This is a genomic window from Paraburkholderia ginsengiterrae, assembly GCF_001645125.1.
Lineage (GTDB): Bacteria > Pseudomonadota > Gammaproteobacteria > Burkholderiales > Burkholderiaceae > Paraburkholderia > Paraburkholderia ginsengiterrae.
Map to the genome: position 1 here is coordinate 1 of NZ_LXKA01000221.1, position 16031 is coordinate 16031.

At 60.7% G+C, this 16031-nt stretch carries 16 protein-coding genes and 1 pseudogene; 11 read left to right on the forward strand and 6 right to left on the reverse strand.

Features of this window, described 5'->3' with window-relative positions; all coding sequences use genetic code 11:
• Both A6V37_RS16540 and A6V37_RS16545 read left to right on the forward strand, forming a co-directional pair.
• On the forward strand, positions 1 to 530 hold a 530-nt coding region (locus A6V37_RS16540; RefSeq protein ID WP_244174040.1), incomplete at its 5' end, for an alkaline phosphatase family protein.
• Between the two features lie 19 nt (positions 531 to 549).
• Positions 550 to 1755 carry a cytochrome-c peroxidase gene (locus A6V37_RS16545; protein WP_242665895.1) on the forward strand — a complete coding sequence of 402 codons (1206 nt, stop codon included), beginning with the start codon at positions 550 to 552 and terminating at the stop codon, positions 1753 to 1755.
• 65 nt (positions 1756 to 1820) lie between these two features.
• Here A6V37_RS16545 and A6V37_RS16550 read toward each other — a convergent pair whose 3' ends face one another.
• The gene (locus A6V37_RS16550; protein WP_242665896.1) at positions 1821 to 2177 is read right to left on the reverse strand and encodes a substrate-binding domain-containing protein; all 357 of its coding nucleotides are present in this window, start codon (positions 2175 to 2177) and stop codon (positions 1821 to 1823) included.
• Between the two features lie 38 nt (positions 2178 to 2215).
• Here A6V37_RS16550 and A6V37_RS16555 point away from each other — a divergent pair.
• Together A6V37_RS16555 and A6V37_RS16560 are read left to right on the forward strand one after the other, a co-directional pair.
• Positions 2216 to 2494, forward strand: a pseudogene (locus tag A6V37_RS16555) (cyclase family protein); the annotation flags it as partial.
• Positions 2495 to 2924: 430 nt separating this feature from the next.
• On the forward strand, positions 2925 to 3386 hold the full coding sequence (locus tag A6V37_RS16560) for a CHRD domain-containing protein (protein WP_064270327.1): 462 nt from the start codon (positions 2925 to 2927) through the stop codon (positions 3384 to 3386).
• A 48-nt stretch (positions 3387 to 3434) separates the two neighbouring features.
• Here A6V37_RS16560 and A6V37_RS16565 read toward each other — a convergent pair whose 3' ends face one another.
• Complete coding sequence (locus A6V37_RS16565) at positions 3435 to 4127, reverse strand: cytochrome b/b6 domain-containing protein (RefSeq protein ID WP_064270328.1); 693 nt, start codon at positions 4125 to 4127, stop codon at positions 3435 to 3437.
• A 345-nt stretch (positions 4128 to 4472) separates the two neighbouring features.
• Between A6V37_RS16565 and A6V37_RS16570 the strand changes: the two genes are divergently transcribed.
• A complete protein-coding gene (locus tag A6V37_RS16570; RefSeq protein ID WP_064270329.1) occupies positions 4473 to 5492 on the forward strand; it encodes an NADP-dependent oxidoreductase in 1020 nt (339 codons plus the stop codon).
• Positions 5493 to 5520: 28 nt separating this feature from the next.
• Here A6V37_RS16570 and A6V37_RS16575 read toward each other — a convergent pair whose 3' ends face one another.
• Entirely contained in the window at positions 5521 to 6630 is a 1110-nt protein-coding gene (locus A6V37_RS16575; protein WP_064270627.1) for an alkene reductase, read from the reverse strand.
• Between the two features lie 152 nt (positions 6631 to 6782).
• Here A6V37_RS16575 and A6V37_RS16580 point away from each other — a divergent pair, with 152 nt between their 5' ends.
• From A6V37_RS16580 to A6V37_RS16595, 4 genes are all read left to right on the forward strand, one after another.
• Positions 6783 to 7667: a LysR family transcriptional regulator gene (locus tag A6V37_RS16580; protein ID WP_064270330.1), complete on the forward strand. Its 885-nt coding sequence runs from the start codon at positions 6783 to 6785 to the stop codon at positions 7665 to 7667.
• 109 nt (positions 7668 to 7776) lie between these two features.
• A complete protein-coding gene (locus tag A6V37_RS16585) occupies positions 7777 to 8430 on the forward strand; it encodes a cytochrome b/b6 domain-containing protein (RefSeq protein ID WP_242665897.1) in 654 nt (217 codons plus the stop codon).
• A gap of 2 nt (positions 8431 to 8432) precedes the next feature.
• Positions 8433 to 9206, forward strand: a complete 774-nt coding sequence (locus A6V37_RS16590; protein WP_064270331.1) for a molybdopterin-dependent oxidoreductase — start codon at positions 8433 to 8435, stop codon at positions 9204 to 9206.
• Between the two features lie 50 nt (positions 9207 to 9256).
• On the forward strand, positions 9257 to 9871 hold the full coding sequence (locus tag A6V37_RS16595) for a hypothetical protein (RefSeq protein WP_064270332.1): 615 nt from the start codon (positions 9257 to 9259) through the stop codon (positions 9869 to 9871).
• A gap of 268 nt (positions 9872 to 10139) precedes the next feature.
• On the opposite strand, the gene A6V37_RS16600 is transcribed toward A6V37_RS16595, so the two are convergent.
• Both A6V37_RS16600 and A6V37_RS16605 read right to left on the reverse strand, forming a co-directional pair.
• Positions 10140 to 11453, reverse strand: coding sequence for an Nramp family divalent metal transporter (locus A6V37_RS16600; protein WP_064270333.1), 1314 nt, complete (start codon positions 11451 to 11453; stop codon positions 10140 to 10142).
• Between the two features lie 205 nt (positions 11454 to 11658).
• Positions 11659 to 12624, reverse strand: coding sequence for a GlxA family transcriptional regulator (locus A6V37_RS16605; protein ID WP_064270334.1), 966 nt, complete (start codon positions 12622 to 12624; stop codon positions 11659 to 11661).
• Positions 12625 to 12775: 151 nt separating this feature from the next.
• Here A6V37_RS16605 and A6V37_RS16610 point away from each other — a divergent pair, with 151 nt between their 5' ends.
• Complete coding sequence (locus tag A6V37_RS16610; RefSeq protein WP_064270335.1) at positions 12776 to 13417, forward strand: HD domain-containing protein; 642 nt, start codon at positions 12776 to 12778, stop codon at positions 13415 to 13417.
• 89 nt (positions 13418 to 13506) lie between these two features.
• Positions 13507 to 14970: a catalase gene (locus A6V37_RS16615; RefSeq protein WP_064270336.1), complete on the forward strand. Its 1464-nt coding sequence runs from the start codon at positions 13507 to 13509 to the stop codon at positions 14968 to 14970.
• A 96-nt stretch (positions 14971 to 15066) separates the two neighbouring features.
• Here the strand turns inward: A6V37_RS16615 and A6V37_RS16620 are convergent, their stop codons facing one another.
• Positions 15067 to 16023, reverse strand: coding sequence for a D-2-hydroxyacid dehydrogenase (locus A6V37_RS16620; protein WP_064270337.1), 957 nt, complete (start codon positions 16021 to 16023; stop codon positions 15067 to 15069).
• Positions 16024 to 16031 lie beyond the last annotated feature (8 nt).

The following is a 16031-nucleotide window of genomic DNA, read 5'->3' on the forward strand; positions in this document are numbered from 1 at the left end:
CCGCCAACTTCAATCTGATCACGCCGAATCTGTGCGACGACGGTCACGACTCGCCGTGCGTGAACGGCCAGCCGGGCGGCCTGACGAGCGCGAACACGTTCCTGCAGAAGTGGGTGCCGATTATCACCGCTTCGCCGGCGTTCCAGCAGGACGGCCTGCTGATCATCAACTTCGACGAAAGCAGTTACGCGTCAGTGAGCCAGCCCGCAGCGGGTCAAACGCAACTGACTTTCGCGGGTACAACGTGCTGCAGCCAGCAGCCGGGTCCGAATCTGCCGGCTTTCCCGGAGACTTCGTCGCTGACGTACAAGGGGGCGACGATCACCTTGACCAAGCAGAGCTTCGGCGGCGACCGCACCGGCGCGGTCATGATCTCGAAGTTCATCAAGCCGGGCACGGTGTCGACGGTGCAGTACAACCACTACTCCATGCTCAAGAGCATTGAAGATATCTTCCAGCTCGACCATCTCGGTTACGCGGCGCAGGCAGGCCTCGTAGGGTTCGGCAGCGACATCTTTACGAACCTCTAAGCCGATGAGGGTTTCCGCAATGCGATTCGCAGTGCTCGTTGCGCTGGCGGGCGCTGTAATGCTGCCGATAGCAGCGCATGCGGCGTCTGCCGACGCGAAGCCGGTCTATAGCGACGCCGCCGCGCTCGGCAAGCTGATGTTCTTCGATGCATCGTTATCGGCCTCGGGCAAGATGTCGTGCGCGAGCTGTCATAGTCCGTCGCACGCGTACGGGCCGCCCAATGGCCTCGCAGCGCAACTGGGCGGGGCAGATATGCACTCGCAGGGCACGCGCGCTGTGCCGAGCTTGCGCTACGTTCTGAACCGCACGCCCATGTGGAGCCACGCGCAGGCGGCCAGCATGTCCGAGCGGCTGAGCGAAACGGACAATGCGCCGGTGGGCGGATTCGGCTGGGATGGACGCTTCAACCGCTTGCGGGATCAAGCGAGTTTCCCGCTGCTCAATCCGGATGAGATGGCGAACAGGGATCCGGCGGCAGTGCTCGTCAAACTCGAGCGCGCGCCGTACGCGGCACGCTTCAGGGAAGTGTTCGGCCAGAATATTTTTGCCGACCCGGCCAGGGCGTTCACGCAGGCGATGTACGCCATCGAGCGCTTCGAACTTGAAGACCCGAGCTTTCATCCGTACACCAGTAAGTTCGATTACTACCTGGATGGAAAGGCGCAACTGACGGCAAAAGAACTGAGAGGCAAAAAGCTGTTCGATGATCCGTCGGGCGGCAATTGCGCCTCCTGCCACATCGATCAGGCGGGTGTCGACGGTTCCCATCCGCTGTTCACCGATTTCAATTTCCAGGCGCTCGGTGTGCCACGCAATCCGGAGTTGCGGGCGAACGCCGATCCGAAGTACTTCGACATGGGTTTGTGCGGACCACTACGCACCGATCAGTCCAGCGACACGAGCAACTGCGGCCTGTTCAAATCGGTCTCGCTGCGCAACACGGCGACGCGCCAGGTGTTCTTCCACAACGGTCGCTTTCACACGCTAAAGGACGCGCTGCGTTTCTACGTTCAGCGCGACACCAATCCGGCGAAGTGGTATCCAAATGACGCCCACGGCAAGGTCGACAAATTCAACGACTTGCCGGTTGCGTTACGCGTGAACGTCGACACGACCGACGAACCGCTCACGCGCAAAGCAGGAGAGCGCCCCGTCTGGTCTGAGCAGGACATCGACGACGTCGCCGCGTTTCTTTCGACGCTGAATGACGGGTACAGGCGATAGAGGGGGCACGGTCAAGTTGACGAGCGCCGCCTACATTTCTGACGCAACTTTCTGCGCGCGAAACCTCAGGCCGACGCGCGCTCGATCAGCGTAAAACCCACGTCGACCTTGGCGCGCTTGCTGGCGCCGGTCTCGATCTTTTCGATCAGCATTGAAGCTGCGAGCTTGCCAATCCTTGTGCCGTCGATGCGGATCGTCGTCAGCGGTGGCTCCGTGTCGGCGGAGAAATTCTGGTCGCCATAGCCGATCACCTTGAGCCGTCCCGGCACCTCAAGCTTGCGCGCGTGTGCTTCCATGAGCACACCGAGCGCCATGATGTCAGCGCCGCAGAAAATCGCGTCGATCTGTGGATGTTCGTCGAGCAGCTTCGCGAGCGCGCGCCGTCCGTCGCCGAGATGGGCGGGCGAGGCCACGGCCGCCACGGGAATCTCGCGGTCGCTGCCGAACGCGTCCGCAACGCCGCTGGATCATCGATTCGAACGTCGCCGCGCTCATCGCCGACAACGTGGCTGTCGAAATGTTGCCGGCCTCGCCGGGCAATGATGCGCGTTATCCCTCGCATCCGCTGCATGATTTGTGCTTGTTCCGTCTCGGTGTGCATCTCGGCGAGCTGTGGCATTTGAGCGGACTCGCCGACTGGCTGCACGCCAACGGCCGCAACCGATTCCTGCTCATGGCGCCGCCATTGCGGCTGCCGCGCGCGGTCGGCTCGCCCGCGACGCCGGTCGCGACGGCCTGAGTGCGCACTGAGCTTGAGAGGAATTGTCCCGTACGGGTCATGCGTGCGAAACTGCAGCCAGGTCCGTCGTTAACAGACTGATCGCCCGATCTTGGCAATCCATAAGGAATGCTACGAGCCATTTTCATGGACCAAAATAGGCCGTGATGTCACCGGCTGCCGTGTTGACGGTCTTTGTTCAATCGGCCTTCGCGGCAACGCCCCAAGAAGAAGCGCGCTCGCTGTCCGGGCACTTCGTCGCAGCATAGAATAAATAGACGTAGGCGGATTGACGCCACGATCGTGTGAGAGAAGGGTATGGAGTTACCGGCTGCCAGCGTCTATGCTTGTGTTACCCCTTGTCGGCCCATTGTGTCAAAGATCCCTGTCGCGCGAATCAAAAGCGACCGGGGCGTCATTAAAGGGGGAAACTCAACACGGAGAAAACCAAATGACTGTTTCGATCTCGCGACGTGCCCTGATGCTGTTCGCCGGTCTCGCACTATCGGGCACGATGACGCTCGCACAAGCGGCACCGGTTTCTTTTACCGTACCGCTGACGGGCGACCAGGAGGTGCCTCCAGTGCAAACACCGGGCAGTGGCACCGCCAACCTCACTTATGACGCCAGTACGCACGTGGTGACGTGGAACATTACCTTTAGTGGCTTGACGGCTCCGGCGACCATGTCGCATTTCCACGGCCCAGCCCCGGTCGGAAAAAACGCCAACGTGAAAATCTGGCTGTCACAGAAAGGGTCGATGGAATTGACGAGTCCGTTCAGCGGTCAGGCCACGCTGTCAGCGGATGAAGCCCAGATGTTCGAATCCGGCAATATGTACGTCAACGTCCACACCAAGACCAATCCGAATGGAGAGATTCGCGGCCAGGTCATGCCGCCGAAGGGCAACTGACGAAACCACCGGCGCCCCGAGCCCGGTTATAGTCCAGTCGCGACAGGCTCAGAGATAAGCCGCGAGCAACAGCACCACAGCGGTACTGATCATGAGGAGCAGCAGCGCCAGCCACGCTGGCGCCTGCCGCGGCGCGGACACGGAAGCAGGCAACGCCTTGTATCCGTTCAACATCGGACGCACCAGGTCGTGTCCCTTGACCACCGCGTAGAGCGCGATCACCAGCACGTGCAGCGCGACTGCCGCCAGCAGCAGATTCCACACCACCGCATGCAGCGTCGAGATCGCATTAGCAAACCAGGCGGGTACCCATTCGCTCAACGGCCCGTTGTCCGCCACCTCGTTGTTGACATAGAGGCCGCTTAGCGTCTCCAGCAACAATAACGTGAGCAGCAGCAGAACCATCCAGCCTCCCGCCGCGTTGTGGCCGACCTGCACATCCGGCTCACGGCGAAACAGGTGCGGCAAATGCCGCAACGCGGACACCGGCGAAGTCACGAAGCTTCTGAACCGCGCAGTCTCGCTACCGAAGCAGCCCCACAGCAACCTGAAGAGCAGCAGCACCAGCACCGCTTCGCCGCTGCGCACGTGCCAGTCGATCCAGTTCAGCTTCAGCGTCGTGTAAGCCACTGCGACCAGCACCACCAACAGCCAATGAAACAGCCGGGTCGGAGCATCCCAAACGAGCACGCGGCGATTGACCGGTCGCACCGCCGGAGTAACCGGTTCGTCAGCGTTCATACGTCACGCCTCCTCAAGCTTTGTCTGGGTGCACAGCGGATACTCCAATCGCTAGTCTCTTCAAGTGCTCCATTCATGATATGACATGCAGGAAGGCACCACACGCGTGCAATGCGGGCGCCATGATCCTCGCGACGCATATCGAACACCTGGCAGTCGATGTTTGGCCGCTCGTCTATCGGTTGACAGCGCGGTTAGATTCGTAGGAGTATGTCGTGAAGTGCATACGCACATATTAACCACGTCGCAGCCCTTTTGCCTCGATAGCAGGTGAAATGGACAGATGAATTGGCGGCCGACGCTGCCAGCGAAAAAACGCAACGTAACAGAATTCGGAGAATCAACATGACCAGCGAAAGCGCACGAAGAATTGTCCTGGCGTCCCGCCCGAAGGGACAACCCACCGCAGACGATTTCCGCCTTGAGCCGTTTCCCGTTCCGAAGCCAGGCGCCCAGCAACTGCTGCTCAGAACACTCTATCTATCTCTCGATCCCTATATGCGGGGACGCATGGACAGCGCGAAATCCTATGCCTCGCCGGTTGCTATCGGCGATGTCATGACAGGCGAGTGCATCGCGCAGGTCGTCGAGTCCAATCATGCGGGGTATGCCGTCGGAGATATCGTTCTCGCTCACGCTGGCTGGCAGACGCATGCCATTTCCGATGGCGCAGGCGTTCGAAAGATCGATTCCACCGACGCACCTTTGACAACCCGTCTCGGGGTACTCGGCATGCCGGGCTTTACGGCCTATTCCGGCATGCGCGTCATCGGCCAGCCCAAAGCGGGGGAAACGGTCGTTGTCGCGGCTGCCAGCGGCCCGGTCGGGGCCACTGTCGGGCAACTGGCCCGGCTCGCGGGCGCCCGCGCCGTCGGCATCGCGGGTGGGCCGGAGAAATGCGCTTTCGTGCAAGACGAACTCGGCTTCGACTCATGCATTGACCATCGGGCGCCTGACTTCGCGGAACGTCTTGCCAACGCATGCCCGAACGGCGTCGATGTCTACTTTGAAAATGTTGGGGGCGCCATCTGGCGCGCAGTGGCACCCTTGCTCAACAAGTTTGCAAGAGTGCCGGTATGTGGCCTTATCAGCCAATTCGGCGTGTCCGAATATCCTGGACCCGATCGGCTGCCCGGCACCATGCGTGACGTCCTGAGCAAAAGCCTCACCATCCGCGGATTCATCAACTACGATTTCGCCGAGTTGTATCCGGACTTCCTTCGCGAAGTCGGCGCCGGCATCAAGAGCGGCGCGATCAGGTACAAGGAAGACATCGTCGATGGATTCGAGAACACGCCGACGGCCTTCATCGGCATGTTGAACGGTCGAAATTTCGGCAAGCTGCTGATCCGGGTTGCAAGCTGATAGGGAACTGCTGCAACGTCTGCCCCGCTTATGCTGCCACCGTTTCGTCGCTATGGAACGGGTAGTCGGTGTAGCCGACGTCTGCGCCGCCGAAGAAGCTGTCCCGGTCGTACGGATTCAGTGGCAATTGAAGACGCAGGCGCTCGGGCAGATCCGGGTTGGCGATGAAGTCGCGGCCAAAAGCAACCAGGTCGGCGTCGCCTGCCTGCAGAATGGCTTCGGCCGTGTGACCCTTGAACCCGCCGGCAGCAATGATGATGCCTTTGTAGTGCTGACGGATCAGTTGCGCGGCGACCGGGTTCTGATCCTTGCTTTCATCATCCACGTTGCCCACTACGCGCGGCTCGATCAGGTGCAGGTACGCCAGATTCAGTTTGCCCAGTTCCTCCGCGACATAAGTGAAGAGTCCCGCTGGGTCGCTGTCGGACATATCGCCAAAACTGCCGCTCGGACCGAGGCGCACGGCCACTCGGTCGCTACCCCAAACCGAGATGACGGCCCGTGTGGCTTCCATCAGGAAACGGGCACGGTTCTCGAACGAGCCGCCGTAGATGTCGCTGCGCTTGTTGCTGCCGTCCTGCAGGAACTGATCGAACAGGTAGCCGTTGGCGGCGTGCAGTTCGACGCCGTCGAAACCGGCCTCTTTGCCCCGAATCGCGGCGGTGCGGAAGCGCTCGACCAACTCGGCGATTTCGGGGATCGTCAGTTCGCGGCTCGGCGTGTTCGGGATCCAGCCCGCTTCGGTATAGGCCACGCCGCCGTGTGGCACGGCGGACGGCGCCACCGGCTGCGCGCCGCCCGGCTGCAACTGGCTGTTGGACTGGCGCCCGGCGTGATACAGCTGCAGGAAGATGCGGCCTCCCTTCGCGTGCACGGCGTGCGTTACCTGCTTCCAGCCGGCGATCTGGCTATCGTCGTAGAGACCAGGCGCGCCGAGGTAGCCGTTTCCATTGGGCGCTGCGATGGTGGCTTCGCCGATCAGGAAGCCGCCTTCCGACGCGCGCTGGGCGTAGTACTCGGCCATCAAGGGGCCGGGCCTTGCGCCTGCTTCAGCGCGCATGCGGGTGAGGGGCGCCAGCACCACGCGATGGGAAAGTTCGTACGGACCAATTCTGACTGCGGAATGAAGTTTGGACATGATTGCCTCGAGATTGAGTGGCTGGTGATGCTCGATCAACAGCGGGCTTTCGACCTTGAGGAGCAGTGTATGGGTGGACGCGGATAAGAAAAATAGGCTAAGGTTCCAGACATATCGGACAAAAATGTCCTTAATCGGCCTCGGATGCGGCAATGGACAGTCTCAGTGGCATGTCGGTGTTTGTGCAGGTGGCGGAGACTCGCAGCTTTACCGAGGCGGGACGGCTGCTCGGCGTGTCGTCGTCGGCGGTCGGCAAAAGCATTGCGCGTACCGAGGAGCGCCTTGGCGTGCGGCTCTTTCACCGCAGCACGCGAAGCATCACCCTGACGGCTGAAGGGGCGTTATTCCTGGAGCGATGCCGGCGCATCCTCGGCGAGGTCGAAGCCGCCGAAGCCGAGTTGTCCGATGCCGCCGGCAGTCCACGGGGCAGACTGCGGATCAGCACGCCACAACTGTCCGAATTGATCGTGCCGGCGCTGGATGGCTTCATGACGGCCTACCCGGACATCGAACTCGATGTCGATCTCTCCGATCGCATGGTGGACATCATCGACGAAGGCTTCGATGCAGTGATACGCACGGGGGAGCAGCACGATTCGAGGCTGGTATCGCGGCGCCTCGGCTCCTGTGGTCAGGTTCTGGTCGCTTCGCCCGGCTATCTCGAGCGGCACGGCATACCTGCGCATCCATCTGAACTCGTGCGGCACGCCTGCTTACTCCATAAGTTTCCCGCTAGTGGCAAGCTGGAACGCTGGCCGTTTCAGCTCGCTGCATCTGAAGCAGAGCCGGAGTTGCCGCAAACCTTCGTCAGCAACACCGTTGAAGTGCTGGCCTTTCTCGCGGTTCAGAACAAGGGGCTTGCCTTCCTGCCGACCTTCCTTGTGCGCGATGCGCTCGCGAGCGGTGCGTTACAGATCGTGCTCGACGATTTCATCGACCAGACCGTCACTTTCTGGATCCTGTGGCCGGCAAGCCGTTACGCGTCGCCGAAGCTGCGTGCCTTTATCGACTACGTCAGCCAGAATCTGCGGATCTAGCTGCCCCTCAAACGCCGCACCACCTCAGCGCGTCAACCGCGAAACTTCGCGAGACGGCGGCGCCTGCAGCGCGGCGGGCTCGTTCGGGTCGGACATTTGACCGATACCGATGCGGCGGCCAGGCTGGGATCATTGTCGCCAAGCCAATACCGTCGACAGTGAGGTCGTCTTGAGCCACGCAACCATCCATCCCGTATGGGTTCGCATTTTTCACTGGATCAATGCCGCGGCCGTCATCGCAATGTGCCTGAGCGGCTGGCAGGTGTACGACGCGTCCCCGATCTTCAAGGCTATTCGCTTTCCGGCGTCCGTTACGCTTGGCGGCTGGCTAGGCGGCGCGCTGCTTTGGCACTTCGCGGTCATGTGGATCCTCGTCGCAAACTTCGTCGCTTACGTGGTCTTGAACTTCGTCACCGGACGGCTGCGCAGGAAACTCTTTCCCATCAGCATCCGCGCGATCGTTGGCGACCTCATTGCAGCGGTGAAAGGCAAGCTCAGTCACGGCGATCTCAGCCAATACAACGCCGTGCAGAAGTTTGCCTATCTCGCCGTGATAGCCGATATCGCGCTGCTGGTGGTGTCGGGCCTGGCTATCTGGAAGCCGGTGCAGTTCCCGGTTCTGCGAACGTTGATGGGCGGCTTCGACAACGCGCGCATCGTCCACTTCGCCGCAATGAGCGGGCTCGTTGGCTTCTTCGTGGTGCACGTGGTGATGGTCGCGCTCGTTCCACGCTCTTTGCTCACCATGATTCGGGGCCGCTAACCATGACTCCACGCAAACCTCTACAGACGCTCGACGCCGAGTCGATCATCAAGGATGCGCGACGCGAACTGCAATCGTCGTCACGGCGCCTCTTTGGCAAGCGAATCCTGACATTGGGCGGACTGGCGCTATTGTCAGGCTGCGATTTGACGAACGACAAGTCGGTCAACACCATGCTGCGCAGAATGTCATCCTTCAACGACGACGCGCAAGCGCTGCTATTCGATTCGCGCAAGCTGGCGCCGACCTATCCGGAATCGATGATCACCCGGCCGTTTCCGTTCAATGCCTTTTACGACATCGACCAGGTGCCCGACGTGGATGCGCAGACTTATCGTCTCGAACTCAGTGGACGTGTCAAAGGCAAACGCATCTGGACGCTCGATGAACTGCATGCGTTGCCCCAGCAGAGCCAGGTGACGCGGCATATCTGCATCGAAGGATGGAGCGCAATCGGCAAGTGGGGCGGGGTGCGATTTTCTGATTTCCTCCTGCAAGCCGGCGCCGATACCACCGCGAAATACGTCGCGCTGCACTGCGCCGACAACTACTGGACGAGCATCGACATGCCGACCGCGTTGCATCCGCAAACGCAGCTCACGCTCACCTACGACGGCAACATTCTGCCCGCGAAGTATGGATTCCCGATGAAGCTGCGCATGCCAACCAAGCTCGGCTACAAGAATCCAAAGCACATCGTTGCCATTACCGTAACCAATGAGTTTCCTGGTGGCTATTGGGAAAACCAGGGCTACAACTGGTTCGGTGGTTCCTGATCCACTCGCCGCAACTATCTCTTAACCGCAACAACCAATACGGAGTACTTATGTCAATTAAACTCAAACTCGCTGCTTCCTTTGTCGCGTTGACGTTCGCCGGCGCGGCTTTCGCTCAATCCTCCGCTGACAAGCCCGAACGGATCCGTGGCGACATCGTGTCTCTTTCGGGTACCACCCTGAAGGTGCATCGCCGCAGCGGCGACACCGTGACGATCGAAGTGAAGGACTCGACGGGCGTGAATGCCGTGAAGGCGATCCAGCTTGCCGATATCAAGCAGGGTTCTTATGTCGGCGCGGCGGCGATGCCCGGCGCTGACGGCAAGTTGACCGCGAAGGAAGTCGTGGTCTTTCCGGAGGCCGCACGCGGCACCGGCGAGGGGCATTACGCGTGGGATCTCGGCACAAACAGCACAATGACGAACGCAAACGTGGATACCGTTGTGCAAGGCACCAGCGGCCGCGATCTCAAGCTGTCGTACAAGGGCGGTAGCAACTCCATCAACGTGCCGGCCAATGTTCCGGTCGTGACGCTGATTCCCGCGACGCGCACCGACTTGACGACAGGCAAGAAGGTGTTCATCGTGGCAATTCCGGAGAAGGACGGCACCTACGACGGCAAAGTGGTCGTGGTCGAGAAGGACGGTGTAGTGCCGCCGATGTAAATCCGAGCGGGAGGGGCGGCTTCCAGTGGGTTGTCACGCTCCCTGGCGCCGCACTCCTGGTTACTTTCTGATTGCGGATAGGCTTGCGCTTCGCAGTGTCACGACAGTCGAGATCAACTCGAGCCACGTCGCCTATATCTCGCATCCGGCCGAAGTCGCGAAGCTGATCGAGCAGGCCGCAACAAAGTCCGGCAAGCAATGATTGAACGCGATACGCGGCCTGTGATTCGAGTGATTGCCCGGCGGCGTATCGCGCTAGCGCTTAAGGTCAGCCGCCAGCCGGAATTCCCGGCACCGCAACCCCAAAAGTCTGCAGCAACAGAATCACGTTGAGGACCAGAATCACCACGGTCCCCACTATCGCCGTGCCGGACACCAGCCGGCTGTTCACAAACACGCCCATGATCTCGCGCCGGCTAGTAAAGATCACGAGCGCAATCATCGGCACCGGCAGGGCAAAGCTCAGTACGACCTGGCTGTAGACAAGCGCATCGGTTGCATTGACACCTAACGCCACGACAATGAACGCAGGCAGCATGGTCGCAAGACGGCGCAGCCAGACCGGAAGACGAAAACCCACGAAGCCTTGCATGATCATTTGCCCCGCCATCGTTCCGACCACCGAACTCGAAACGCCGGAGGCCAGCAGCGAAACCAGAAAAATCCCGGCCGCGCCGGCGCCGAGCAAAGGCGTCAATGTGTGATAGGCCGTCTCGATCTGTGCCACTTCAGGATGACCCGCGTGAAACGCCCCGGACGCCATGATGACCATCGCCATGTTGACGAGCCCGGCGAGCGTCAGCGCGATCACGACTTCGCGGTTCGAAAAGCGCACCAGCTTCCGGCGGGCGGCATCGGTGCGCGCGGGTGCGCGATTTTGCGTCAGGCCGGAGTGCAGGTAGATCGCGTGCGGCATCACCGTGGCACCAATAATGCCGACCGCGACACCGAGTGCGCCGGAACCATGCAACTGCGGCACGAACGCTCCGTGTACCGCGGCTCCCCACGTTACATGGACAATCGCCAGTTCGATCACATAAGACAGGGCGATGGCACCGATGAGACCGCCGATAATCAGCTCGATCGGCCGGAAGCCCTGCTTCTCGGCCATCAGGATCGCGTAGGTAACGAGTCCGGTCACCCCCATGTCGACGAGCAAGGGCAGGTGAAACAGTAGTGCCAGACCAATCGCGCCACCGAGAAATTCGGCGAGATCTGTCGCCATTGCCGCGATTTCGCTGATTCCCCACATCGCATAGACCACCGCAGCCGGAAAATGCTCGCGGGACATCTCGGCGAGATTGCGGTTCGTGACGATGCCCAGTCTTGCCGAAAGCGCCTGGAACAGCATGGCGATGACGTTGGCAGCCAGCACGACCCAAAGCAGCGAGTAGCCGTACTTGGCCCCCGCCTGAAGGTTCGTGGCGAAATTGCCCGGATCCATGTAAGCGATGGAAGCCACGACGGCAGGGCCGGCAAACAGCAGAGCTGACCGGATGCCGAACTTGCGTCCAGCCACGACCTCGCCGATGGCCAGGGTGGTTCGTTCGGTCATCCCCAGGCGTGCGGCTGGTGTACTCATCGCAGAAATCCTCTCGCGTGAAACAGGCTGTCGGTGCTATGGCGATAGCCGGGGCCACGGGACGGGTGCTGCACCCTGGACGACAATCCATGCCAGCCGCTTCGCACTACGTCTGCATAATGCGTCGAGGGGCAGGAAAAGACCAATTGAACGTTCTCATCGCTTCGATAAGGAAGCCGCGAAGCGTGCTCAACCCTTTCAGGCCCTACTCCGGCGCGGACGCGTGGCGTTTGCGATATTCAGCGGGAGTGACGCCAACGTGCTTGGAAAATGTCCGCCTCAGTGTATCCACGCTGGTGTAGCCGCACTTCGCCGCGACCTGTTTGGGGGTGTCGTGGCCATTCTCCAGAAGTTTGCGGGCCGCGGAGATACGCGCCGCCTCGACCCACGCGGCAGGGGTCATACCGACTTCAGCATGAAAGAGCCGTGCGAAGTGGCGCGGGCTAATCCCCGCATGTCGTGCCAGATCAGCTACGTTGTGATCGAGCTCCGGGTTGGCGGCGACCCAACGCTGTACCTCCTGTAGAACGGAGCGTCCAGCAGGACGTGCCTCGCCTTTCTGACTGAATTGCAACTGCCCGCCGGGGCGCTTGAAAAACATCACCAGCTGAGCTGCAACACGCCGTGCCACGTCGCGCCCGAGATCTTCTTCGACCAACGCCAAAGCAAGATCCAGCCCGGCCGTGACGCCCGCGGCGGTGCGCAGCTTGCCATCCCTCACGTACAGCGCGTCTTCGTCAATCGTCAGAGAGGGATGTGCCTCGGCTAAAGCCTCGGCCACGGCCCAATGAGTCGTGACATGACGTCCGTCCAGCAAGCCGGTCGACGCGAGAAAAAAGGCGCCCGTGCAGATTGAACCGTACCGCCGGCTGCGTAGGGCTGTTGAGCGCAACCACGCGACGATCCCGGTGGAAAGCGTGACCTGTCCGGCGCCAGGCGCACCTGCTACCAGCAGTGTGTCGATGCGTTCGTCCACGTCTGGAGCGACCCAATCCGCGAGTAGCCGCGCGCCGGACGAGCTGCGGATCGGACCGGACTCACAGGAAATGATACGCAGTGCGTAGAACTCCTTGCGCGCTTCAATATTGGCTTGTGCGAACACATCAAGCGGTCCGGAGACGTCAAGAAGCTGAACCCCTGGCAGGGCAAAAATAGCGATGATTCTGGACATGGCCAATTCTCACGTATGCACTCGGTCAAATACCGCATTCATGGCAGTGTGTCTGATAATCGCGCGAAATGGCAGAATTTGTCGTGCTACGTCTATTGAAGACATCTATCGGGTTGAGGAGAATCGATCATGTTTTCTATGGAGATCAATCATGACTTTGAACGTTGCCGGAATCGCCGTCCCCGATAGTCAACTGGCTCGCGAGATCACCGAACTCGTCCGCGATACTGCCTCGCCCTTGCTGTTTCATCACTCCAGCCGTGTGTACTACTTTGGAGCCCTGGCAGGCAAGCATCGCGGCCTGAAGTTCGACCCGGAACTGCTTTACTGCGGATGCATGTTCCACGACATGGGCCTGACACACAAGCATAGCAGCGCATGTGAGCGCTTCGAGGTGGACGGTGCAAATGCTGCGCGCGATTTTCTGAAGAGCCATGGAATCAATCAGCAGGACATCGACACCGTATGGACTGCAATCGCGCTGCACACGACCCCGGGCATTCCGCAGCACATGCATCCGGTCGTCGCTCTTGTCACCGCGGGAGTGGAAATGGACGTCCTGGGGCTGACCTATCCCGACTATAGCGAGGTTGAACGGGAAGCGGTGGTCCACGCTCATCCGCGCACGCCGCACTTCAAGGAAGACATCATCCAGGCGTTCTACGACGGAATCAAGCATAAGCCGGATACGACTTTCGGTAACGTCAAGGCGGACGTGCTTGCCGACAAGGATCCGCATTTCCACGCCGGGAATTTCTGTAGCGTCATCAGGTCATCGGCCTGGGGCGGTTGAACTGAGCAGCGCGAGGTCTGATCCTCGTGAGTCCATCGCGCTGTGCGTACCACGTCGGCGCTCGTCCGTCATTGTTTAGGATAACTGTCATGGCCGAAAATTCGTCCAATCGGAAATTGACCCACGCAACGGGGGCACCCGTCAGCGACAACGTCAACATTCAGACGGCCGGTCCGCGCGGTCCGGCGCTCTTGCAGGATGTCTGGCTGATCGAGAAGCTCGCGCATTTCGACCGCGAGGTGATTCCCGAGCGGCGCATGCACGCCAAGGGTGCCGGCGCGCATGGAACGTTCACTGTGACGCACGACATCACGCGTTACACGCGAGCGAAGATCTTCTCCGAGATCGGCAAGCAGACACCGATGTTCGCACGGTTCTCGACGGTAGCCGGTGAACGTGGCGCGGCGGACGCCGAGCGCGACATCCGCGGTTTCGCGCTGAAGTTTTACACGGAGGAGGGCAATTGGGATGTCGTGGGCAACAATACCCCCGTGTTTTTCTTCCGCGATCCGCTGCGTTTCCCCGATCTGAATCATGCCATCAAGCGCGATCCCCGCACGGGGATGCGCAGCGCCGACAGCAACTGGGACTTCTGGTCTTTGCTGCCCGAGGCATTGCATCAGGTCACTGTCGTTATGAGTGAGCGCGGTATCCCGCGGAGCTTCCGGCACATGCACGGCTTCGGGAGCCACACCTACAGCTTCCTGAATGCCGCGAATGAGCGGACATGGGTGAAATTCCACTTCCGCACCAATCAGGGCATCGAGAACCTGACGGACGCGGAGGCGGAGGCCATGGTAGGCAAAGACCGCGAGACGCATCAACGTGATCTTTACAACAGTATCGAAGCAGGGGACTTCCCGCGGTGGACCTTGTCCGTTCAGGTCATGACGGATGCGCAGGCCAAGGCGTTCGCGTTCAACCCTTTCGATTTGACCAAGGTGTGGCCGAAGGCAGCTTTCCCACTGATGGAGGTCGGATATTTCGAGCTGAACCGGAACCCCGACAACTTCTTCGCGGAAACGGAACAGTCGGCGTTCTCGCCGGCCAACATCGTGCCCGGGATCAGCTATTCGCCGGACAAGATGCTGCAGGCGAGATTGTTCTCCTATGCCGACGCTCAACGTTACCGCCTTGGGGTGAACTTCAACCATATTCCGGTGAATGCGCCGAAGTGTCCTTTCCACAGCTATCACCGTGACGGTGCGATGCGCGCGGATGGCAACCTCGGCGGCACGCCTTCGTACTGGCCAAACAGCAAGGGCATCTGGACCGATCAGCCGCAGCTCAACGAACCGCCGCTGGAAATTGATGGCGCGGCGGCGCATTGGGATCATCGGGTCGATGAGGATCACTACCAGCAGCCAGGCGATCTGTTCCGCAAGATGAGCGCGGCCCAGCGTCAGACGCTCTTCGACAACACGGCGCGCGCGATGGGCGATGCGAGGGATGAGGTGAAGCAGCGCCACATCGATAACTGTGCCAAGGCCGATCCGGCGTATGGCGCGGGTGTCGCCGCCGCGGTGGCGCGCTTTGCTGCTGGAGCGTTGTAGGGCACACCGTCAAGGCAATGAGGTGAGTGACGGACAAGATTGCAAGCCGGGCGCCGGCCAGGTCAGCGGTGGTACCGCTGACCTCGGCCACTCCATTCAAACCACCATATTCCCCGGCTCGCCACCCACAAAGCGGTCAATGTTATCCATCAACTGATCCGCCAGCCGTTGCTGCGCTTCGTCGGAAGCCCAGGCTACATGCGGTGTCACGATCACGTTCGGCCGCTTCGCGATTCGCATCAGCGGATTGTCGTCATCGGGCGGCTCGCCTGAAAGCACATCAAAGCCGATGCCGCCAATCAGCCCCTCATCCAGTGCGCGTACCAGCGCCTCTTCATCGACAAGCCCGCCCCGCGCCGTATTGATGATGAGCGGCTTGCGCTTCATCGCACGGAACTCCGGCATCGCCAGCATGCCGCGCGTCTGAGGCGTCAGCGGGCTGTGTATCGTGATGACGTCGCTGGTCGCAAGAACTTCATCCCATGGCGTGTAGAGCGGCCCGAGCCCTTCGCGGCCCTTGTGCGCAGCGAAAAGCGGACGCATGCCGAAGGCTTTCGCGATCTCCGCGACACGTTGCCCAAGCACACCCTCGCCGATAATGCCGAGGGTCATCCCGCCCAGATCATGAATCGCGTGATTGAAGAAGCAGAACTGGCCTGACTTCTGCCATTCGCCGTTGAGCACGTCGTCGCGATAGGCGATCAGATTGCGCCGCAATGCGAGCATCAATGCGAAAGTATGCTCAGGCACCGTGTTCACCGCATAGCCACGAATATTCGACACACGGATGCCGTGCTGTTTGCACGCTTCCTTGTCGACGCAATCGGTACCCGTCGCGGCAACGGCTATGAGCTTCAACGAAGGCAACTGCGCGATCACCTCCGCCGTCAGCGGCACCTTGTTGGTGATCGCGATGGTCGCGCCGTCCAGGCGCGCGGCGATCTGATCGGGGGATGTATGGTCGTACTCGATGAGCTGATGTTCGAATGCCGGACGCGAGAGCCTGATTTGCGGCGCGAGCGTCGCACGGTCGAGAAAGACGATCTTCTGCATGCCAAGTC